At 71.2% G+C, this 20,904-nt stretch carries 17 protein-coding genes; 12 read left to right on the top strand and 5 right to left on the bottom strand.

All coding sequences use genetic code 11. The features are described 5' to 3' along the window. The first annotated feature begins 335 nt into the window (after positions 1 to 335). Together AC069R_RS16615 and AC069R_RS16610 are read left to right on the top strand one after the other, a co-directional pair. Complete coding sequence (locus AC069R_RS16615; RefSeq protein ID WP_397983633.1) at positions 336 to 1,871, top strand: RNA polymerase sigma factor; 1,536 nt, start codon at positions 336 to 338, stop codon at positions 1,869 to 1,871. 142 nt (positions 1,872 to 2,013) lie between these two features. Beyond that, positions 2,014 to 2,910, top strand: a complete 897-nt coding sequence (locus AC069R_RS16610) for a serine protease (RefSeq protein ID WP_478767509.1) — start codon at positions 2,014 to 2,016, stop codon at positions 2,908 to 2,910. A gap of 109 nt (positions 2,911 to 3,019) precedes the next feature. Here the strand turns inward: AC069R_RS16610 and AC069R_RS16605 are convergent, their stop codons facing one another. After that, the gene (locus AC069R_RS16605) at positions 3,020 to 3,253 is read right to left on the bottom strand and encodes a DUF7455 domain-containing protein (protein WP_478767508.1); all 234 of its coding nucleotides are present in this window, start codon (positions 3,251 to 3,253) and stop codon (positions 3,020 to 3,022) included. Positions 3,254 to 3,692: 439 nt separating this feature from the next. On the opposite strand from AC069R_RS16605, the gene AC069R_RS16600 reads away from it, so the two are divergent. The 6 genes from AC069R_RS16600 (at position 3,693) to AC069R_RS16575 (ending at position 11,815) form a co-directional block, all read left to right on the top strand. Then, a complete protein-coding gene (locus AC069R_RS16600) occupies positions 3,693 to 5,816 on the top strand; it encodes a DNA gyrase/topoisomerase IV subunit B (protein ID WP_478767507.1) in 2,124 nt (707 codons plus the stop codon). Between the two features lie 1,384 nt (positions 5,817 to 7,200). Then, positions 7,201 to 7,752 (top strand): DUF1453 domain-containing protein, encoded by a 552-nt coding sequence (locus AC069R_RS16595; protein WP_478767506.1) that lies wholly within the window; start codon positions 7,201 to 7,203, stop codon positions 7,750 to 7,752. Beyond that, positions 7,749 to 8,900 (top strand): sensor histidine kinase, encoded by a 1,152-nt coding sequence (locus AC069R_RS16590; RefSeq protein ID WP_478767505.1) that lies wholly within the window; start codon positions 7,749 to 7,751, stop codon positions 8,898 to 8,900. The genes AC069R_RS16595 and AC069R_RS16590 overlap by 4 nt, the downstream gene beginning before the upstream one ends. Next, positions 8,897 to 9,595: a response regulator transcription factor gene (locus AC069R_RS16585; RefSeq protein WP_478767504.1), complete on the top strand. Its 699-nt coding sequence runs from the start codon at positions 8,897 to 8,899 to the stop codon at positions 9,593 to 9,595. The genes AC069R_RS16590 and AC069R_RS16585 overlap by 4 nt, the downstream gene beginning before the upstream one ends. A 70-nt stretch (positions 9,596 to 9,665) precedes the next feature. Next, positions 9,666 to 10,214, top strand: a complete 549-nt coding sequence (locus AC069R_RS16580) for a DUF485 domain-containing protein (protein WP_478767503.1) — start codon at positions 9,666 to 9,668, stop codon at positions 10,212 to 10,214. Next, positions 10,211 to 11,815: a solute symporter family protein gene (locus AC069R_RS16575; RefSeq protein ID WP_478767502.1), complete on the top strand. Its 1,605-nt coding sequence runs from the start codon at positions 10,211 to 10,213 to the stop codon at positions 11,813 to 11,815. The genes AC069R_RS16580 and AC069R_RS16575 overlap by 4 nt, the downstream gene beginning before the upstream one ends. 18 nt (positions 11,816 to 11,833) lie before the next feature. Here AC069R_RS16575 and AC069R_RS16570 read toward each other — a convergent pair whose 3' ends face one another. After that, on the bottom strand, positions 11,834 to 12,526 hold the full coding sequence (locus AC069R_RS16570; protein ID WP_478767501.1) for a response regulator: 693 nt from the start codon (positions 12,524 to 12,526) through the stop codon (positions 11,834 to 11,836). Between the two features lie 157 nt (positions 12,527 to 12,683). Here AC069R_RS16570 and AC069R_RS16565 point away from each other — a divergent pair, with 157 nt between their 5' ends. The 3 genes from AC069R_RS16565 to AC069R_RS16555 all read left to right on the top strand — a co-directional run bounded on the left by AC069R_RS16565 (position 12,684) and on the right by AC069R_RS16555 (position 15,515). Next, on the top strand, positions 12,684 to 13,499 hold the full coding sequence (locus AC069R_RS16565; protein ID WP_471064669.1) for an ABC transporter ATP-binding protein: 816 nt from the start codon (positions 12,684 to 12,686) through the stop codon (positions 13,497 to 13,499). Further along, positions 13,489 to 14,352, top strand: a complete 864-nt coding sequence (locus tag AC069R_RS16560; protein ID WP_478767500.1) for an ABC transporter permease — start codon at positions 13,489 to 13,491, stop codon at positions 14,350 to 14,352. The genes AC069R_RS16565 and AC069R_RS16560 overlap by 11 nt, the downstream gene beginning before the upstream one ends. Positions 14,353 to 14,462: 110 nt before the next feature. Continuing rightward, the gene (locus tag AC069R_RS16555) at positions 14,463 to 15,515 is read left to right on the top strand and encodes an ABC transporter substrate-binding protein (protein ID WP_478767499.1); all 1,053 of its coding nucleotides are present in this window, start codon (positions 14,463 to 14,465) and stop codon (positions 15,513 to 15,515) included. A gap of 21 nt (positions 15,516 to 15,536) precedes the next feature. Here AC069R_RS16555 and AC069R_RS16550 read toward each other — a convergent pair whose 3' ends face one another. From AC069R_RS16550 to AC069R_RS16540, 3 genes are all read right to left on the bottom strand, one after another. Continuing rightward, complete coding sequence (locus AC069R_RS16550; protein ID WP_478767498.1) at positions 15,537 to 17,201, bottom strand: ATP-binding protein; 1,665 nt, start codon at positions 17,199 to 17,201, stop codon at positions 15,537 to 15,539. A 36-nt stretch (positions 17,202 to 17,237) separates the two neighbouring features. Beyond that, entirely contained in the window at positions 17,238 to 18,179 is a 942-nt protein-coding gene (locus tag AC069R_RS16545) for a sucrase ferredoxin (protein ID WP_478767497.1), read from the bottom strand. Between the two features lie 119 nt (positions 18,180 to 18,298). Next, a complete protein-coding gene (locus AC069R_RS16540; protein WP_478767496.1) occupies positions 18,299 to 19,561 on the bottom strand; it encodes a citrate synthase in 1,263 nt (420 codons plus the stop codon). Positions 19,562 to 19,683: 122 nt separating this feature from the next. Between AC069R_RS16540 and AC069R_RS16535 the strand changes: the two genes are divergently transcribed. Further along, a complete protein-coding gene (locus tag AC069R_RS16535) occupies positions 19,684 to 20,847 on the top strand; it encodes a citrate synthase/methylcitrate synthase (RefSeq protein WP_478767495.1) in 1,164 nt (387 codons plus the stop codon). Positions 20,848 to 20,904 lie beyond the last annotated feature (57 nt).

Here is a 20,904-nt window from a genome sequence, read left to right as displayed (position 1 = left end):
GCCTGCCGTCGTACCCGCCACCGCCGGACCCCGCCGGACCCTCAGAGTCCGGCGAGGTCCGGTGGTGCGCCGGGCGGCATCTTTTGGCCGCATCTGACCGTCTTTGTTCGCTTACGGGGTGTGACTCGGGCCACGCAGAATGGGCGTAACACTCATGGGAACAGCGCGATGACCTAAGAGGTGACAGCCGCGAAGGGAATACGGACGCCAGACATGGCGCTGTGCATCTTCCCGGCCCGCGCCCGCGCCGTCGGCCCATCCCCAGGCCGGTGGTCGGTTCCCGTCCGCAGTGGACGGTGCCGGAAGCCGTTTTCCAACGTTCCGAGAGGTTGTTCGTGTCGGCCAGCACATCCCGTACGCTCCCGCCGGAGATCGCCGAGTCCGTCTCTGTCATGGCGCTCATTGAGCGGGGAAAGGCTGAGGGGCAGATCGCCGGCGACGATGTGCGTCGGGCCTTCGAAGCTGACCAGATTCCGGCCACTCAGTGGAAGAACGTACTGCGCAGCCTCAACCAGATTCTTGAGGAAGAGGGTGTGACGCTGATGGTCAGTGCAGCAGAGCCCAAGCGCACCCGAAAGAGCGTCGCAGCGAAAAGCCCGGCCAAGCGCACCGCCACCAAGACGGTCGCGGCGAAGACGGTGACCACCAGGAAGGCCACCGCCACCACGGCCGCCCCCGCGGCGTCCGCCACCCCGGCCGATCCCGCCGAAGAGGCGTCGCCCGCCAAGAAGGCCGCGGCCAAGAAGACGACCGCCAAGAAGACGGTTGCCAAGAAGACCACCGCCAAGAAGACGGCGGCCAAGAAGACCACGGGCAAGAAGGACGACGCCGAGATTCTCGAGGACGAGGTCCTTGAGGACACCAAGGTCGGCGACGAGCCCGAGGGCGCCGAGAACGCGGGCTTCGTCCTGTCCGACGAGGACGAGGACGACGCGCCCGCCCAGCAGGTAGCCGCGGCCGGCGCCACCGCCGACCCGGTCAAGGACTACCTGAAGCAGATCGGCAAGGTCCCCCTCCTCAACGCCGAGCAGGAGGTCGAGCTCGCCAAGCGCATCGAGGCCGGCCTGTTCGCCGAGGACAAGCTCGCGAACGCCGACAAGCTCGCCCCGAAGCTCAAGCGCGAGCTGGAGATCATCGCCGAGGACGGCCGCCGCGCCAAGAACCACCTGCTGGAGGCCAACCTCCGTCTGGTGGTCTCCCTGGCCAAGCGCTACACCGGCCGCGGCATGCTCTTCCTGGACCTCATCCAGGAGGGCAACCTCGGTCTGATCCGCGCCGTCGAGAAGTTCGACTACACCAAGGGCTACAAGTTCTCCACGTACGCCACCTGGTGGATCCGTCAGGCGATCACCCGCGCCATGGCCGACCAGGCCCGCACCATCCGTATCCCGGTGCACATGGTCGAGGTCATCAACAAGCTCGCCCGCGTGCAGCGCCAGATGCTCCAGGACCTGGGCCGCGAGCCCACCCCGGAGGAGCTGGCCAAGGAACTCGACATGACCCCGGAGAAGGTCATCGAGGTCCAGAAGTACGGCCGCGAGCCCATCTCCCTGCACACCCCTCTGGGTGAGGACGGCGACAGCGAGTTCGGTGACCTCATCGAGGACTCCGAGGCCGTCGTCCCCGCGGACGCCGTCAGCTTCACCCTCCTCCAGGAGCAGCTGCACTCGGTCCTGGACACCCTCTCCGAGCGCGAGGCCGGCGTCGTCTCCATGCGCTTCGGCCTCACCGACGGCCAGCCGAAGACCCTGGACGAGATCGGCAAGGTCTACGGCGTGACGCGTGAGCGCATCCGCCAGATCGAGTCCAAGACCATGTCGAAGCTGCGCCACCCGTCGCGCTCCCAGGTGCTGCGCGACTACCTCGACTAGTCCGCCGCTCCGGTCGACTGCGGCCGGTCGTACGACACCGAAGGCCCGGTTCCCCTCGCGGGAGCCGGTCCTTCGTGCTGCGCGCGCAGACCATGTGGATCACTCTGGGTTTTCCAGTTCACACCCTGAGTGAGGAGTCGGCATGCGTCGTTCCCTTGGCCGCGCACTGATCCGGTCGCTCATCCTCGCGGCCACCGTGACCGCCATACCCCTGGTGAGCGCGTTCCCGGCGTCGCCCTCGGCGGTCCGGAGCGTGGTCGTGGGGGGATTCCCCATCGATGTCTCGCAGGCCCCGTGGACGGTGGCGCTGTCCAGTCGTGACCGGTTCGGCGGCACCCGTGCGGGCCAGTTCTGCGGCGGCGTGGCGATCGCCCGCACCACGGTGCTCACGGCCGCCCACTGCATGAACGCCGACGTGCTCGGGGCGCCCCCCGGCCGCGTGCGCGACCTCAAGGTCATCGCGGGCCGCACCGACCTGCTGTCCGACGAGGGTCAGGAGATCGCCGTACGGGAGGTCCGGGTCAACCCCGGCTTCGACAGCGCGACGAACTCCGGGGACTTCGCCGTCGTCACGCTCGCCGAGCCGCTGCCGCAGAGCGCGGTCATCGGCATGGCGGGCCCCGGCGACCCGGCCTACACGCCGGGCATCAGGGCCCTGGTCTCCGGCTGGGGCGACCTGACGGGCGGCGGCGCCTACGCGCACCGGCTGCACGCCGCCGATGTGCATGTGCTCGCCGACGACCGCTGCGCCCGTGCTTATCCGGGCGGCCCGGAGGGCGTCTACCGGGCCGAGAGCATGCTCTGCGCGGGGGAGGCCGCCGGTGGTCCGGACGCCTGCCAGGGGGACAGCGGTGGCCCGCTGGTGGCCGGCGGGCGGCTGATCGGGCTCGTGTCCTGGGGCAGCGGCTGTGGACGGGCCGGGAGCCCCGGCGTCTACACGCGCGTCTCCGAGGTCGTACGCGCCCTGGGGGCGGGCGGCGACGGCGGGGACGGGAAAGGGTCCGCGAAGGCCCGCGAGAGGGCCTATGGGGGCTCCTGAGGGGCCCGCACGGGTGCAATGAGGGTATGGAACACGGGCGGCCGCTCCTCGCGGAGCGGCCGCCCGTTCATCGGCCTGCGCCGGTGCTGGCTCGTCGTAAGTGCGAGATTCAGCGTTCCTCTTCGGGAGCGGCGCTGCTCGGGGCGGTCGTCAGCCGTTCCGTCTCGTCCTGTATCTCAGCGGCGATCTTCTTGAGTTCCGGCTCGAACTTGCGTCCGTGGTGGGCGCAGAAGAGCAGCTCTCCGCCGCTGAGCAAGACGACGCGCAGGTATGCCTGGGCGCCGCAGCGGTCGCAGCGATCAGCGGCCGTCAGCGGGCTCGCGGGGGTCAGAACAGTAGTCACGTCGCCTCTTCTCTAGCTCGACGAGCTGTCGTACCAGGGTCAACATCCAACCAGCCCGAAAACGTTCCCGCTCGTGGCTTTTCCTCGAAAAAATCTTTCCGGGGCGGCTGTCTGCTGCCGGTTGGCGGCGAATGTGCCGTAGTGCGTGTTGGGGTGCTTACGGGTTCGCGCTGTCTAGTATCTCGATCCTCCCGGCCGGGTTGCCGGTTGTTCATGAGGACGTGCCCGGAGCCTAAATGGTTCATGCCTCCAAGGGAACGTGATATGCGCTTCACCCCATCGAGGGATCGAACGTGCATGCGAGTCTGGACTAGTCTGTGGAACCGACGAGGGTGGCGTTACACCGGCTCTACCAGGCCTCGGTACCCTCTGACGGGCAACCGAAGCCTCCCCCTTACCCAGAAGGGGGCAACCTGAAATTCAGCGAGGAGCGAACCGCGTGACCGCCGATACGTCCGTGCCGTCCACAGCGCTGCTGGCAGGAGCAGACCGCGACGGTTCCAACTACACCGCGCGGCACCTGCTCGTCCTCGAGGGCCTCGAGGCCGTGCGCAAGCGCCCCGGCATGTACATCGGCTCGACCGACAGCCGCGGTCTGATGCACTGCCTGTGGGAGATCATCGACAACTCGGTGGACGAAGCCCTCGGCGGCTACTGCGACCACATCGAGGTGATCCTCCACGACGACGCGTCCGTGGAAGTCCGCGACAACGGCCGCGGCATCCCGGTGGACGTGGAGCCCAAGACCGGCCTGTCCGGTGTCGAGGTCGTCATGACCAAGCTCCACGCGGGCGGCAAGTTCGGCGGCGGTTCGTACGCCGCCTCCGGCGGTCTGCACGGCGTCGGCGCCTCCGTGGTCAACGCCCTCTCCGCCCGCCTCGACGTCGAGGTGGACCGCAACGGCAACACCCACGCCATCAGCTTCAGGCGCGGCGTGCCGGGCGCCTTCTCGGGCGCCGGCGCGGACGCGAAGTTCGAGGCCAAGAGCGGCCTGCGCAAGGCCAAGAAGATCCCCAAGACCCGCACCGGCACACGCGTGCGCTACTGGGCGGACCGGCAGATCTTCCTCAAGGACGCCAAGCTCTCCCTGGACACGCTGCACCAGCGCGCCCGGCAGACCGCCTTCCTGGTGCCCGGTCTGACCATCGTCGTCCGCGACGAGTACGGCCTGGGGGAGGGCGGCAGCAAGGGCGAGGAGTCCTTCCGCTTCGACGGCGGCATCAGCGAGTTCTGCGAGTACCTGGCGAGCGACAAGCCGGTGTGCGACGTGCTCCGCTTCTCCGGCAAGGGCACCTTCAAGGAGACCGTCCCCGTCCTGGACGAGCACGGCCAGATGACCCCGACCGAGGTCGCCCGCGAACTGGGCGTCGACATCGCGCTGCGCTGGGGCACGGGCTACGACACGACCCTCAGGTCCTTCGTCAACATTATCGCCACCCCCAAGGGCGGCACCCACGTCTCCGGCTTCGAGCAGGCCCTCACCCAGACGATGAACGACGTGCTGCGCGCCAAGAAGATGCTGCGCGTGGCCGAGGACAACATCGTCAAGGACGACGCCCTGGAGGGCCTCACCGCCGTCGTCACGGTGCGCCTGGCCGAGCCGCAGTTCGAGGGCCAGACGAAGGAGGTGCTCGGCACCTCGGCGGCCCGCCGCATCGTGAACCAGGTGGTCACCAGGGAGCTGAAGGCGTTCCTGACCGCCACCAAGCGGGACGCCGCCGCCCAGGCCCGCGTCGTCATGGAGAAGGTGGTCGCCGCCGCCAGGACGCGTGTCGCGGCCCGCCAGCACAAGGACGCCCAGCGGCGGAAGACCGCCCTGGAGTCCTCGTCCCTGCCGGCCAAGCTCGCCGACTGCCGCAGCGACGACGTCGACCGCAGCGAGCTGTTCATCGTCGAGGGCGACTCCGCGCTCGGCACCGCCAAGCTCGCGCGCAATTCCGAGTTCCAGGCGCTGCTGCCGATCCGCGGCAAGATCCTCAACGTGCAGCGCTCGTCCGTGACCGACATGCTCAAGAACGCCGAGTGCGGTGCGATCATCCAGGTCATAGGAGCCGGCTCGGGCCGCACCTTCGACATCGACCAGGCCCGCTACGGCAAGATCATCATGATGACCGACGCCGATGTGGACGGCTCCCACATCCGGTGCCTGCTGCTCACGCTGTTCCAGCGCTACATGCGGCCCATGGTCGAGGCCGGCCGTGTCTTCGCCGCGGTGCCGCCGCTGCACCGCATCGAGATCGTCCAGCCGAAGAAGGGCCAGGACAAGTACGTCTACACGTACTCGGACCGCGAGCTGCGGGACAAGCTCATGGAGTTCCAGACCAAGGGCATCCGCTACAAGGACTCCATCCAGCGCTACAAGGGCCTCGGCGAGATGGACGCCGACCAGCTGGCCGAGACCACCATGGACCCCCGCCATCGCACCCTGCGCCGCATCAACCTCACCGACCTCGAAGCCGCCGAACAGGTCTTCGACCTCCTGATGGGCAACGACGTGGCTCCCCGCAAGGAGTTCATCTCCAGCTCGGCGGCGACGCTGGACCGGTCGCGTATCGACGCGTGACGCGTGACGCCTGCGGCGGGCTGGGGCCGGGGGCGGGTCGCAGTGCGTGACCTGGCTGGGACGGGCCGCCGCGGGGGTCTGGCTGCGGTGGGCGACCTGGCTGCGGGCCGCTGCGGAGGTCTGGTCGCGGTGAGTGATCTCGCTGGGGCGGGAGTGCTCTGGCTGGGTGGGTTTGGCGGAGGGTCGCCGTACGGGTGTGTGGCGAGCCAGTCGTGGCAGGGGCCCAGAGGGCGCCGTGGCGGTCCTGGGCGTACCTCGACGCCACTGCCCCGTGGCGGTCAGGGCGCCCCTCAACGCCACGATCCCCGCGAGGAACACCCCGTGGACCGGAGCGGCATGCCCCGTCCCCGATCGGGTGAGGGCGCGCTGACGAGGCGGCGTGCATCGAGTCGGGCGCGCTGATGGGGTGTGGCTCGCACGGGTCTGTGCTCGGGCGAGCGTGGGCCGGTGAGACCTGACGCGACCCCGCTGCGGTGAGCCCCCGGACGACTCCGCGCGGCCCGTCGCAGAGACCTGCCCAGGCGTCAGTTCCCGAGCCGGTCCACCTCGCTGCGCGGGCCTGCATAGGCTGGCCCCGGCCTGCGACCCTCGTTGTTCACCGTGCGGGTACGGCGGCCCTGGACGAGGCCCGCGCCGTGCCCCCACGCAGCCCGTCCGCCGGTTTCCTCCGGCCTGATCATGTGCAAGTCACTTTTCGCTCTCTGCCCCGGCGCCGCTCCCGGCTCGGTCTGGGACCGGGGGAGCGGCCGGGCGGGCACGGAGCCCGGCTGCCTGGCGGTCCCGGACGACAACACAGGCGCCCGCTCTGACGACTCGCCTCAGGCCCGCCCACGTGCAAGTTCCGTCGCCCCGTAACCCACCTCGCACCCGGCCCGGCGGGCCCACGCTGTCCCCGTCGGCCCTCTCACCCACCCCACCCCAGTCCGACCCACCCGTCACCTCAAGCCGCCCGTCCCTCAACCTGCCCCAGCCAGCAGCCAGCAGCCAGCAGCCAGCAGCCAGCAGCCAGCAGCCAGCGGCGAGCGGCGAGCCAGCTGGGCAGCTGGACCGACCGCCCAAGCCTTACCCGACCGCGGCTCCCTCCGACCGCCACTCCTTCCGACTGCCGCCCGCTCGAAGGCTCGCCCTCCTCACCCCGCCCCGATCCGCCGAGCCCTCGCGCCCCGCAGCCGATCAACCCCAAGCCCGCACCCTTACCTACATCCACAGGCACCCCAACCGAACCCCGCCGGCCTCATCTCCACCCCTGGGTGGAGGCGCTCCATCGAAGATCTCCACCTGTGATCCACCCCCGCTCCGATCTCCCGACCTGCGAATTTCCGTAACTTCGAAGCGTCGGGCAGCGCCGCTCCCGGCACCCGACTTCTCACTCACGGAGGATCTGATGGTGGGGCTCACCAACGCGCTGGTGGTCGTGGCCGTCGTCGCGCTCGTGCTGGTGCGGCAGTTCCGCGCACGCCCGATCGACACGGACCGCCGCTGGTGGCTGCTGCCGCTGATCCTCGGCGTCATAGCGCTGCGCGAGCCCGGCATCCTCGACGCCCAGCACCGCGTCGAGTCCGCCGCACTGCTCGCCGTGGAACTCCTCATCGGCCTCGCCATGGGCGCGGGCTGGGCCTGGACCACCCGCGTCTGGACGGAGCCGGACGGCGCCGTGTGGAGCAAGGGCACCAAGGCGAGCGCCGCCGTCTGGATCGCCGGCATCGCCCTGCGCATCGGCGTCTACGCCATCGGCGCCGCCCTCGGCCTGCACCAGCACAGCTCCGCCCTGCTCCTCGGCTTCGCCGCCTCCCTGCTGGTCCGCGCCGGGATCCTGACCTGGCGAGCGAGCACCCTCGTCAGCCGTACGCCCCTGACCACCCAGCCCCTCGGCACCACGAGCCGCCCCGCCGCGGCGTACGGTGACGGCAGGCCCGCGGGAAAGGAGCGCGTGTGAGCGAGAACGCCTGGACGCGGTGGCCCTCGAAAGAAGCGCTCGGCCGCGCCGGAAGCACCCGCCCCCGCCGCCTGCTCGCCTGGGCGGTCCGGGTTCTGGTGATCGCCCTGCTGCTGTGGGGCGCGTACAACCAGAAGCATGTCGGCGCCTGGACCGCGGTCGCCGCCCTCGCCGGCGTCGTCGCCGCCGGATTCCTCGCCTGGGCCTTCTTCCGCACCACCTATCAGCACCGGCTGCTTCCCTCCCTCCTCCTGCTGGCCACGCTCATGGGCATCGCGGTCGCCGCCGAGGCCACCGGATTCAGGGCACTGGCCCTCGTCCTGTGGTGCGGCTGCGGGATCACCGCCCTGGAGCGCCTCCCACTCGCTGCCGCGACCCCGGTGACCTCGGCGGGCCTCGCCGCGTACTCCGCGTTCAACAACGATGTCTGGCTGACCACCGCCGCCTCGGTGACGGGCATGGCCCTCGCCGGATACGTCCTGCGGCTGGACGCGGAAGCCCGCGGCAACGCGCAGCGGCTGCTCGACCAGGAGCGGGCCGCGAGAGTCGCCGAGGCCGAGTCCGCGGCATTCGCCGAGCGGGCCAGGATCGCCCGTGAGATCCACGACGTGCTGGCCCACAGCCTCTCCGCGCAGCTGGTCCACCTTGAGGCGGCCCGGCTGCTGATCGAGCAGGGCGCCGACCGCGAACGGATCCTGGAGCGGGTGGTGGCCGCCCGCGGCATGGCCCGCGGAGGTCTTGCCGAGACCAGACAGGCGCTGTCCGCGCTGCGGGGCGAACTGACCCCCCTGGAGGACTTCCTCGGCGAACTCGTCAGCGGGGCCGAGGGCGCGGCGGTCACCGTCACGGGTGAGCCCAGGCCCCTGCCGGCCGAGGCGTCCCAGGCCGTGCGCCGGGTCGCCCAGGAGGCGCTGACGAACGTCCGCAAACACGCCCAGGGCGCCAAGGTGGACCTGCGTCTCGACTACAGCGAGCACCAAGTGACGCTGAACGTGCGTGACTCGGGCGGACGGCCCGGCGACCTCACCTCCTCCGGCGGCGGGTACGGTCTGCTCGGTATGCGCGAGCGCGCCGAACTGCTCGGCGGCTCGCTGGATGCGGGGCCGGACGAGGAGGGGTTCGTGGTGACGCTGAAGGTGCCCGTATGACCGAGCCCGAGGAGGAGAAGAAGCCGGCGCGGGTGGTGGTCGCCGACGACCAGACCGTCGTCCGGGAAGGCATCGTGATGCTGCTCGGACTGCTGCCGGGGGTCGAGGTCATCGGTGCCGCAGGGGACGGCGAGGAGGCGGTGCGGCTGGTCGGGGAACTCGCCCCGGACGTCGTCCTGATGGACCTCAGGATGCCCCGCTGCGACGGCGTGGAGGCCACCCGGCGGATCCGGGAGCAGTACCCCGGAACCCAGGTGGTGGTGCTCACCACGTACGCCGACGACGAGTCGCTGTTCCCCGCGCTGCGGGCCGGTGCACGGGGGTATCTGACCAAAGATGCGGGCGGCGAGGAGATCGTCCGGGCGGTGGAGAGCGTGCTGTCGGGAGAGGCGGGGCTGTCGCCGAGCGTGCAGCGCCGTCTGCTGGAGCGGCTGTCGCAGGCTGAGGCCCCGCCGGCTGCGGTCGTGTCTGCGGCTCCGGTTCCGCCGGACGGGCTGACCGTGCGGGAGACCGAGGTCCTGGTGCTGATCGCCGAGGGGCTCAGCAACCAGGACATCGCCCGCAGACTGCATGTCTCGACCGCGACGGTGAAGACGCATATCAACAATCTGTTCGCGAAGACAGGACTCAAGGACCGGGCGCAGGCGGTGCGTTACGCCTACGCCAAGGGGCTGGTGCGGCCGCCCGCGGGGTGAGGTCACCTGATGGGGTGAAGGTCCCGGAGAAGAAGAGTCGGGGAACTTCCCGGTCTGTCCATCCTTGGGCATGCAGTCAAGCGATGATCGTGCCCGCGGAGCAGGGGGCGGTCCCGAGCGTTCGGCCGAGCACCGGAGGGACCACGGCGCACCCACCCGCGACAGGCGGCACCAGGACCCCTGGCGCGACCCGGCAGCCCTGGGCTGGGACGAGCCGTACGGCGCGGGGCCGCCCGCGCCGGCCGTGCCCTCCGCCCGCGGGGAACGGGACCCGGCGGCGGAGCCCGTCCGCGATGTGTACGTCGAGGTGCAGCGCAGCGCGGCCTTCCGTGAAGTGCGCGGCAGCTACCGGCGGTTCGTGGTGCCCGGGGTCGCGGTCTTCCTGAGCTGGTACGTGGCGTATGTCGTCGCGGCGACCACCGCACCGGGGCTGATGGCACGCCCTGTGGTGGGCGCGGTGAACGTGGCGATGCTCGCGGGGCTGGGGCAGTTCCTCACCACGTTCCTGCTCACCTGGGCCTACGCCCGGCACGCGCGGCTGCGGCGGGACAGGGCCGCGCTGGAACTGCGCTGGGACACCCAGGAGTTGACCCGCGAGACACGGGGAGGTGCGCGGTGACCGGCAGCCATCAGACGCTGGCGCTGCTGCTGTTCAGCGGGTTCGTCGCGGTCACCCTCGGGATCACCACGTGGGTGAGCCGGCGGAGGCACGGTTCGGCGGAGGAGTTCTACACGGGCGGGCGGCTGTTCTCCCCGATGGAGAATGGTTTTGCCATCACGGGCGACTACATCTCGGCGGCCTCCTTCCTGGGCGTCACGGGGCTCATCGCGCTGTACGGCTACGACGGGCTGCTGTATGTGGTGGGCTTTCTCGTGGCGTGGCTGGTGGTGCTGTTCCTGGTCGCCGAACTGGTGCGCAACTGCGGCCGGTTCACCCTGGCCGACGTGGTGGCCGCGCGGATGAGCGAGCGCCCGGTGCGGATCGCGGCGGGGATGTCGTCGGTCGTGGTGTCCGTGCTCTACCTGGTGGCGCAGATGGTCGGCGCGGGCAGCCTGGTGGCGCTGCTGCTGGGGCGCACGAGCGGACCGGCTCGGGCGTGGACGGTCATCGGGGTCGGCGCGCTCATGGTGATCTATGTGTCGCTGGGCGGGATGCGGGCCACCACCTGGATCCAGATCGTGAAGGCGGTGCTGGTGCTCGGCGGGACGCTCGCCCTGACCGTGCTCCTTCTGCTGCGGTTCCATGGCGACATCGACCGGTTGCTGGTCACGGCCGCGCAGCGCAGCGGTCACGGGGACGCCTTCCTGGCGCCCGGCCTGAAGTACGGCGGGAGCTGGACCGCCCGCCTCGACTTCATCAGCCTGGGGCTCGCGCTGGTGCTGGGCACCGCGGGGCTGCCGCACGTCCTGTCCCGCTTCTACACGGTGCCGACCGCGCGCGCCGCCCGCCGTTCCGCGGTGTGGTCGATCGGCCTGATCGGCGGGTTCTACCTGCTGACGATCGTCCTCGGGTTCGGGGCGGCGGCGGTCGTGGGGCCGGGTGCCCTGCGGGCCTCGAACGCGGCGGGGAACACGGCGATGCCGCTGCTCGCCCTCGACCTGGGCGGCGGCGCGGGCTCCACTGGCGGAACGGTTCTCTTCGCGGTGGTCGCCGCCGTCGCCTTCGCCACGATCCTCGCGGTGGTCGCCGGCCTCACGCTCGCCTCCTCCGCCTCCGTGGCCCACGATCTGTACGCCTCCCTCCGCCGGGCGCACCACGGGCGGAAGGGCGGGGCGCACCGTGAGGTGACCGTGGCGCGGTTCGCCGCCGTCGGGATCGGTGTCGTGGCGATCGCGCTCGGGCTGCTGGCCCGCGACCTCAATGTCGCCTACCTGGTCGGACTCGCCTTCGCGGTCGCCGCCTCGGCGAATCTGCCGGTGCTGATGTACTCGCTGTTCTGGTCCGGCTTCACCACCCGTGGCGCGGTGTGGGCCGTGTACGGCGGACTGGCCCCGGCGCTCGGGCTCGTGCTGCTGTCCCCTGTGGTGTCCGGCTGCCCCGGCTCGCTGTTCCCCGGCGTCGACTTCCAGTACTTCCCGTTGCAGAATCCGGGCATCGTCTCCATCCCGCTGGGCTTCCTCGCCGGCTGGCTGGGCACGGTCACCTCGGACGAGATCCCGGACGAGGCCAAGTTCGCCGAGACGGAGGTGCGCTCCCTCACCGGGGCCGGCGCCGTCTAGCGGGCCAGGCCGGCATCGTCACGGCGCCACCCACGCGTACCGGTGCTCCGGGCGGCCGGTGTCGCCGTACTTCAGGGAGAGGCGCAGGCGGCCGGCCTGTTCCAGGTGGCGGAGGTAGCGCTGGGCCGTGGAGCGGCTCAGGCCGGTGCGGGCGGCGACCTCGTGGGCGGAGAGCGGATGGTCGGCGTCGTACAGGACGTCGCATATCAGGTCCGTCGTGGGCGCGGTGTGACCGCTCGGCAGGCCGGGCGCGGAAGGAGCCGGGGCCGTGCGCAGCGCCCCGAAGATCCGGTCCACCTGTTCCTGGCCCGCCACGCCCCGGCCGCCCACCCGGTCGACCGTGCGGCGCAGCGCGGCATAGGAGTCCAGACGGGTGCGCAGCGCGGCGAAGGTGAACGGCTTCACCAGGTAGTGCAGGGCGCCCAGGCGCATCGCCTGCTGGACGGTGGCGACATCGCCGGCCGCCGTGATCATGATGACGTCCGCGCCATGGCCCTGCTCCCGCATACGGTGGACGAGTTCCAGGCCGGTACGGTCGGGCAGATAGTGGTCGAGCAGCACCAGATCGATGGCGCCGCGCTCCACGGCGGCCAGCGCCTGGGCGGCGTTGTGCGCGCGGGCGGCCACCCGGAAGCCCGGAACCTTTCCCACGTATTTGGCGTTTATCTCAGCGACGCGGAAGTCGTCGTCGACCACCAGGACGTCAATCATCAGGCCTCTCCTTCAAGGCCGGCGGGCGTCCGGCCCGCCTGTGCGGCTCCGCAGTTGTAGCGCGAGCAAAACGAGCACAACAGCTTCTTGCGAGCAAAAGAACGCCTTGTGCACACAAGACTGCTGCTCGTGGCCGGGCCGACCTACCGTCCCGGCCATGAGCGCACACACCGGCCCCGCCATCGAGTTGCGGGGCGCGAGCAAGACCTTCAGAACCCCCTCCGGGGGACTGCACACGGCCGTGCGCGGCCTGGATCTCACCGTGGGGCGCGGTGAGTTCGTGGCCGTCGTGGGGCCGACCGGCTGCGGCAAGTCCACCACGCTGACCCTGGTCAGCGGGCTGGAGGAGCCCACCGAGGGCGAGGTGACGGTCGCCGGGGAGCCGGTCCGCGGCGTCGGCGACAAGGTCGGCTTCGTCTTCCAGCAGGACGCCACCTTCCCCTGGCGCACCGTCCTGTCGAACGTCATGGCGGGCCCCCGCTTCCGGGGCGTCCCCAAGGCGGAGGCCCGGCAGAAGGCCCGCGAGTGGCTGGCCCGAGTCGGGCTCGCCGCCTTCGAGGACCGCTACCCGCACCAGCTCTCCGGTGGCCAGCGCAAGCGCGTCGCCCTCGCCGCCACCTTCGTCAACGACCCCGAGATCCTGCTGATGGACGAGCCCTTCTCGGCGCTCGACGTGCAGACGCGTGCGTTGATGTCGGACGAACTGCTGGAGCTGTGGGAGGGCACCGGCGCCTCGGTCGTCTTCGTCACCCACGACCTGGAGGAGTCCATCGCGCTGGCCGACAAGGTCGTCGTGATGACGGCGGGGCCCGCGACCGTCAAGCAGGTCTTCGAGATCGATCTGCCGCGCCCGCGCAAGGTCGAGTCGGTACGCCTCGAACCGCGCTTCATCGAGATCTACCGGGAGATCTGGGAGTCGCTCGGCGAAGAGGTCCGCATCACCCGCGAGAGGGGTGCCGCCCATGTCGCCTGAGGTTCTCGACACCCCGGTCGCCGCCACCGCCAAGACCACCGACCGCGCGCAGAGCCGCGCCCAAGCCGCCCGCCGCCGCAAGCTCCTGGTCAACTCCGCGCGGGTGGTGCTCCTGGTCGCCGTGCTGGGTCTGTGGGAGGCGCTGTCGCGGGCGAAGGTCATCGATCCGTTCAACTTCTCGATGCCCTCCAAGGTCTGGGACCAGATATCCACCTGGGTCATGCACGGCACCGCGCTCGGCTCCCTGGGCGAGCAGGTCTGGTACACGCTCTACGAGGCACTGCTCGGCTGGCTCGTGGGCGTGGTCGCCGGTGTCCTGCTCGGCATCGCGCTGGGGCGGATCGGCCTGCTCGCCGAGGTGCTTGGTCCATACATCAAGGTGCTCAACTCGATACCCCGGATCGTCCTCGCGCCCATCTTCCTGATCTGGTTCGGACTCGGCCCGTCCTCCAAGGTCGCCTCCGCCGTGGTGCTGGTCTTCTTCCCGGTGTTCTTCAACGCCTTCCAGGGCGCCCGCGAGGTGGACCGCAATCTGGTGGCCAACGCCCGCATCCTGGGTGCGAGCGACCGCAGGGTCACCCTCCAGGTCGTCATCCCGTCGGCCACCTCCTGGATCTTCACCAGCCTCCATGTCAGCTTCGGCTTCGCGCTGATCGGCGCGATCGTCGGCGAGTACATCGGCGCGACCAAGGGCATCGGCCTGCTCGTCGCGCAGTCGCAGAACACCTTCAACGCGGCCGGTGTGTACGCCGCGATGGTCATCCTCGCCGTCGTCGCCCTCGCCGCCGAGGGCCTGCTGACCTTCGCCGAGCGGCGCATCTTCCGCTGGAAGCCCGCCGGTTCGGACAACTGACCCGCCGGTTCCGGCAGCCGGACGGCCCCGCTCGCGCCACCACCGGCCGTCGCAGGGCCAAGCCCCCCACACCTCACCCGCACCGCCCTCTCACAAGGACGTGAACCGCCATGCGCAAGACCGCCAGACACGCCTCCCTGGCCGCCGCCGGCCTGCTCGCCCTGTCCTCGCTCACCGCCTGCGCCAACGACGCGGCCGGTTCCGCGGCCGGCTCCGGCGGGGGCGGCGGCAAGGGCGAGAGCGTCAAGATCATGGTCGGTGGCCTCGACAAGGTCATCTACATGCCCGCGATGCTCACCCAGCGCCTCGGGTACTTCCAGGACGAGGGCCTGAACGTCCAGCTCATGTCCGAGCCCGCCGGTGTCCAGGCCGAGACCGCGCTCGTCGCCGGCCAGGTGCAGGGCGCGGTCGGCTTCTACGACCACACCCTCGACCTCCAGGTGAAGGGCAAGTCGGTCGAGTCGGTCGTGCAGTTCTCGCGCGCGCCGGGCGAGGTGGAGGTCGTCTCCGGCAAGGCCGCGGGCGACATCACCTCGCCCAAGGACTTCAAGGGCCGCAAACTGGGCGTGACCGGGCTCGGCTCCTCCACCGACTTCCTCACCAAGTACCTGGCGGTCAAGAACGGCGTGGACGTCAGCGAGTTCACACCGGTCGCGGTGGGCGCGGGACCGACCTTCATCGCGGCACTCCAGAAGGGCTCGATCGACGGCGGCATGACCACCGACCCGACCGTGGCGACGATCCTCGACAAGAAGGCCGGCAAGATCCTGCTCGACATGCGCACCCCCGAGGGTTCGCAGCAGGCGCTGGGCGGGCCGTACCCGTCGTCAAGTCTGTACATGCAGACGGACTGGGTGAACGGACACAAGGACACCGTCCAGAAGTTGGTCAACGCATTCGTCAAGACGCTCAAGTGGATGTCCACCCACAGCGCCGACGAGATAGCCGCCAAGATGCCCGCCGACTACTCCCAGGGCGACAAGGCGCTCTACACCCAGTCCATCAAGGCCACCCTGCCCATGTTCACCGACGACGGCGTGATGCCGGAGAACGGCCCGGAGACCGTGGAGAAGGTGCTCAAGGCGTTCAACCCCAACATCAAGAACGCGAACGTCGACCTGAGCAAGACGTACACGACCGAGTTCGCCAAGGCGGTCAAGTAGTACGGCGGACAGTCAACGTCGTCAACTGGTGCGTGCCGTGGGCTCGGGCTCCCGTCCGGGTCCGGGCTCCAGCTCCGGCTCCCGCAGCGCCTCCGGCAGCACTACCGTGAACTCCGCACCGCCCCCGCCCGCGGTGTCCACGGTCGCGCTGCCGCCCTGGCGCTCGGCGAGCCGGCGCACCAGCGACAGCCCGAGGCCCCGCTTGCCGTGCGCCGGCACCTGCTTGGTGGACCACCCCTCGGTGAAGACCAACTCCCGCTGGTCCACCGGCACTCCCGGCCCGGTGTCCCGCACCCTGAGCACGACCGTACGGCCCTCGACGCGCAACTCGACCTCCACGCGCGCGTGCGGGGTGCCCGCGACCGCGTCCAGCGCGTTGTCCACCAGATTGCCGACGACCGTGACCAGGCCCCGCGAGTCGACCAGCCGGTCCGGAAGCCTGCTGCGTTCCGACACCCACAGTGCGACCCCGCGCTCGGCCGCCACGGTCGCCTTGCCGACCAGCAGGGCGGCCAGCAGCGGGTCCTGCACCTTCTCGGTGACCTGTTCGGCGGTGACCCGGTGATCCCCGACCACCTCCCCGACGAACTCCACCGCGTCGTCGTACATCTCCAGTTCCAGCAGCCCGAGCAGGGTGTGCATCCGGTTGGCGTGCTCGTGGTCCTGGGCGCGCAGGGCGTCGATCAGCCCGCGCGTGGAGTCGAGTTCGCGCCCCAGTTGCTCCAGTTCGGTGCGGTCGCGCAGGGTGGCGACCGCACCGCCGTCGTCGGTGGGCATGCGGTTGGCGACCAGCACCCGCGGCCCGCGCACCGTCAGCAGATCGGTGCCGGTCACCCGCCCGGCGAGCACATCGGTGGTACGGCCCTCGCCGAGCGCCTCGTCGGGGGTGCGGCCCACGGCCTCGTCGCCGATGCCCAGCAGCCGCCGCGCCTCGTCGTTGAGCAGCCGGATCCGGCCGCCCCGGTCCAGCGCGACCACGCCCTCACGGATGCCGTGCAGCATCGCCTCGCGCTCCGCGAGCAGCGCCGAGATATCGGAGAAGGCCAGGTCACGGGTCTGCCGGTGCACCCGGCGGGCGATCAGCCAGGCCGCCAGCGCGCCCACCGCGAGGGCGCCTCCCGCGTAGGCCAGCAGCCCCGGAATGACGCCGATCAGCCGGGCGCGCACGCTGTCGTAGGCGATGCCGACGGAAACCGCCCCGATCAGGCGGTGGCGGGCGTCGTACAGCGGCACCTTGCCGCGCGCGGAGCGTCCCAGGGTGCCCCGGTCGATCTCCATGACCTCCTTGCCCTTCAGGGCCTCGGAGGGGCTTGTTGAGACCTTATGACCGATCTGCGAGGTGGTCGGGTGCGACCAGCGCACCCAGTGCCGGTCCAGGACCACGATGTACTCGGCGTGCGTGGCCCGCCGGATCCGCTCGGCCTCCCGCTGCACCGGGCCGTCCTCGGTCGGCGGCGTGGTCAGCAGTCCCTGGGCGATCTGCGGGTCCTGGGCCGTGGTCTCGGCGATGGCCAGCGCGCGGCGCATCGCCTCGTGGTCCAGCTGTTTGCTCAGCGGCGCCAGGAACAGGCCGGTCACGAGCACCGCGACGCCCGCGGCGATCGTCACCTGCATGAGCAGCACCTGCGAGAACACCCGCCGTGGCATCCCGAGGCGCAGACGGCGTGCGGAGAAAGTGGGGCTCATGGGGGACGACAGTACGGGGTGCGCCCGCCGCGCGGTTCAGCTCGCCAGCGCCGTCGGTCGCAGCTCGCGCACCGCGACGACGGTCATCCGCGCCGGGGTGCCGAGCACCGACGCGCCGCAGCTTTCCGGGCGCGGCGGCAGCGACACGCCGCGCGCCACGGTGACCCGCCAGCGGCGGCCGTCGGCATGGGCGACGGTGACCGCCCAGCGCGGCGCCGCGCCGTCGGTCCGTACGACGGCCAGCACCCCCGCCCGGTATTCGCCGACCACCTCACGCACCGCCAGTTCGGCCGCCTGACCTGGGCGTTCGAAGGCGGAGCAGCCGCGACACCCCGCGCCGGCCACCCGGCCCTCCCGGACGTCTTCCAGGGCCTTCTTGAGGGTGGGTGCCTCGGCGCGGCCGTAGACGTAGCCGTACGGCAGTACGAGCACCGTCGGCGCGAAGCGATGTCCACCCAGATGAGTGACCTCCCAGACGCCCTTTTCGCCCGACGCGGCGAGCTCGGTGGCGAGCGGGCGGCCCAGCAGGGCGCAGCAGCGGTCGCGCTTGCCGTTGGTGCACACGAGCGCGAGCGGGTCGCCGGTGTGCGGACGCCCGCCGAGCACCGCGTCGAAGGAGCGGTGATCGCCCGCGCCGAGGGCCGCGAGGTCCAGGTCGAGGAGGTGCCGGGGGTCGCGCGTGACGGCCGAGCGCAGCCAGGTACGCCCCGGCACGGTGTGGGCGGCGTAGACCTGGCGGATCTCGGGGGTGCCGGGGTCCGCGTGGCGGCCGGGGCGCCGGATGAGGGCCACGCGTACGCCGGTGCCCTCGGCGGTCCGCTCCAGCGCGCGGCCGACCGCCGGGTCCAGATGGCTCGAAGTGAGCGCCTTGGCACCCCACGGGCCGGGCTGTTCCAGCAGCAGCCACGTCCTCGCCGTGGCCGCCGTCGCCGAAACGGGCTCGTCGAGGCTGAGGGAGACGGACGCGCACCTACTCACAGAGGTGAGCCTAACCTGACTCCGGCGAGGGCGACTTCCGGCCGGGGTCCGTGTCGTGCCCATGGAAGGGCGGCGGCCTCCCGGAGGGGGCGTGGCTCAGGGAGACGACGCGTGTTTTCTCAGTCGGCCTCGGGGAGGGGCTGCGGCGGGCGCGGGCCGATGTAGTGGCCGACGGGGCGCATGCGCAGCGGGCGCTCGCCGTACTCCTCCAGGGCGTGCGCGATCCAGCCCGCCGTGCGGGCGACGGCGAAGATCGTCTCGCCGGCGGTGGCCGGCATGCCGAAGGAGGAGGTGAACACCGCGAGCGCCAGGTCGACATTGGCGTGCAGCGGGGTGTGCCGGGCGGTCGTGGCGACGATGTCGCGGGCCGCGAGCAGCGCCGGCTCCGCGCGCGGGAGCCGCTCCAGCAGGCCGAACAGGACCTGCGCGCGGGGGTCCTCGCCGGTGTAGAGGCGGTGGCCGAGTCCGGGGATGCGGCGCCCCGCGCGCAGTTCGCCGGCGATCGCCGGGGCCGCGTTGCCCAGTTCGAGCACGTCCAGCAGGAGCCGGTGGGCCAGCCCGCTGCTGGCGCCGTGCAGCGGACCCTCCAGGACGCCGAGACCCGCAGAGACGGCCGCGTAGGCGTGCGCCCGCGCGGACGCGGCGACCCGGACCGCGAGCGTGGAGGCGGCCAGGTCGTGATCGGCGAGCAGTGCCAGCGCGACGTCCAGTACGCGCACGGCGTCCTCGTCCGCGGGGCGGGCGGTCAGCCGCGACCACAGGCGGTGGGCCAGCGACGCGTCGCGGCCGGGGTCGCTCGCGATGGGCGGCAGCGCGTCGACGAGCGTGGGGATGAGCACGCGCGCCGTGTTCAGGACGGCCTCCGGGGACAGGTCGAAGCGCAGCGGGTCCTCGGCCGCCGCGGCGATCGTCGCGACCCGCAGCCGGTCGATGGGGGAGGTGTGCTCGGGCAGCGACTCCACGGCCCAGCCGGCGGCGCGCACGGTCGCCTCGGGCGCGGTGAAGGCCGTACCGGACACGAGCCGGCCGGTCCACAGCCACTCCGCGACTTCCTCGTAGGGGTGGCGGGCGGCCAGTTCGGTGGCGTCCACGCCCCGGTAGTAGTACCGGTCCGCCTCGATCAGCGTGATCCGGGTGCGCACCGAGAGATCGCCGCCGGAGCCCGGAATCCCGGCGCTCTCACGGCGGTTGCGCCGGGCCAGTTCCTCCACCTCGCGCGCCTCGAAGGTGCTGGCGCGGCCACCGGGCTCGCGCTTGCTGCTCAGCAGGCCCCGGCTGACGTACGCGTAGACCGTCTCGGGCTTCACACCGAGCAGTTCGGCGGTCTCCTTGGTGGTCAGCCTTCGCCCCGGTCGGTTGGGGGCGGGTTCGTGATCGCGCATGGGGGCCACGGTAGCGGTCTCTGCACATCTTGATGACCCGTTGCTACTTGAGTTGATTCAATCAATATTGACAGGCTATTCGTCAAGAGTGGACAGTCGGATCAAGCTCAAGGAGGACAGTCATGGCCATCAACAGGACCGCAACGCCCCTCGTCGACGTCCCGCGCGGTCTCGCCGGTGTCGTCGTCGCCGAGACCGAGATCGGCGATGTCCGGGGGCGGGAGGGCTTCTACCACTACCGGCAGTACTCCGCGGTCGACCTCGCGCGCACCCGCCGTTTCGAGGACGTCTGGCACCTGCTCGTGCACGGCGCGCTCCCCGACGCCGGGCGCGGCGCCGCCTTCGCCGCCGAGACCGCGGCGCTGCGGCGGCTGCCCGAGGAGGTCCGCGCGAGCCTGCCCGCGATCGCCGCCGCGAGCCGCGCCTCCGGCCCGCTGGCCGGCCTGCGCACCGCGCTGTCCCTGCTGGGCGCGGCGCGCGGGTTCCGGCCGCTGTACGACCTGGACGCCGCCGGGCGCCGCGCCGACGCCCTCGCCGCCTGCGCCGCCGTACCCACGCTGCTCACCGCGCTGTACCGGCTGGGGCAGGGACTGGATCCCGTGGAGCCGCGTGAGGATCTGCCCTACGCGGCCAACTACCTGTACATGTTGACCGGTTCGGTACCGGATCCGCGCCGGGCCCGTGCGGTCGAGCAATACTTGATCTCCACCATTGACCATGGGTTCAACGCGTCAACCTTCACGGCTCGGGTCATCGCCTCCACCGGCGCCGACACGGCGGCCTGTCTCACCGGTGCCGTGGGCGCGCTGTCCGGTCCGCTGCACGGAGGCGCGCCCAGCAGGGCCCTGGACACCCTGGACGCGATCGGCACGCCGGACCGCGTCGACGCCTGGATCCGGGAACGGGTGCTGGCCGGTGAGCGGATCATGGGCTTCGGACACGCCGTCTACCGTACGGAGGACCCGCGTTCCCGGATGCTCCGGGAGATCGCCCTCGGCTTCGGCGGACCGCGGGTGGAGTTCGCGGTGGAGGTCGAACGCGGGGTCGAGGCCGTCCTCGCCGAGCTGAAGCCGGGCCGCGAACTCCACACCAACGTCGAGTTCTACGCCGGTGTGGTCATGGAACTGTGCGGCCTGCCGCGGGAGATGTTCACCCCCACCTTCGCGGCGGCACGGGTGGTGGGCTGGAGCGCCAACATCCTGGAACAGGCCGCCGACCCGAAGATCATCCGCCCGGCGGCACGCTATGTGGGCCCCGAACCGGCGGCCGCGATACCCGCCGCCTGACGGGCCGCCCGCCGACCGGACGCCGGGTCCTTCCGCCGTGCGCGTCTGTGCCGCCTC

The sequence above is a fragment of the Streptomyces sp. NPDC043952 genome, from assembly GCF_056435325.1.
Note: the sequence above shows the minus strand (reverse complement) of the source record. Positions and strands in the feature narration are given on the sequence as shown.

Coding starts and splice junctions, on each gene's coding strand:
- AC069R_RS16535 (WP_478767495.1), top strand. CDS start 19,684: ATGGCCATCAACAGGACCGCAACGCCCCTCGTCGACGTCCCGCGCGGT.
- AC069R_RS16565 (WP_471064669.1), top strand. CDS start 12,684: ATGAGCGCACACACCGGCCCCGCCATCGAGTTGCGGGGCGCGAGCAAG.
- AC069R_RS16585 (WP_478767504.1), top strand. CDS start 8,897: ATGACCGAGCCCGAGGAGGAGAAGAAGCCGGCGCGGGTGGTGGTCGCC.
- AC069R_RS16595 (WP_478767506.1), top strand. CDS start 7,201: ATGGTGGGGCTCACCAACGCGCTGGTGGTCGTGGCCGTCGTCGCGCTC.
- AC069R_RS16550 (WP_478767498.1), bottom strand. CDS start 17,201: ATGAGCCCCACTTTCTCCGCACGCCGTCTGCGCCTCGGGATGCCACGG.
- AC069R_RS16560 (WP_478767500.1), top strand. CDS start 13,489: ATGTCGCCTGAGGTTCTCGACACCCCGGTCGCCGCCACCGCCAAGACC.
- AC069R_RS16610 (WP_478767509.1), top strand. CDS start 2,014: ATGCGTCGTTCCCTTGGCCGCGCACTGATCCGGTCGCTCATCCTCGCG.
- AC069R_RS16540 (WP_478767496.1), bottom strand. CDS start 19,561: ATGCGCGATCACGAACCCGCCCCCAACCGACCGGGGCGAAGGCTGACC.
- AC069R_RS16555 (WP_478767499.1), top strand. CDS start 14,463: ATGCGCAAGACCGCCAGACACGCCTCCCTGGCCGCCGCCGGCCTGCTC.
- AC069R_RS16580 (WP_478767503.1), top strand. CDS start 9,666: ATGCAGTCAAGCGATGATCGTGCCCGCGGAGCAGGGGGCGGTCCCGAG.
- AC069R_RS16570 (WP_478767501.1), bottom strand. CDS start 12,526: ATGATTGACGTCCTGGTGGTCGACGACGACTTCCGCGTCGCTGAGATA.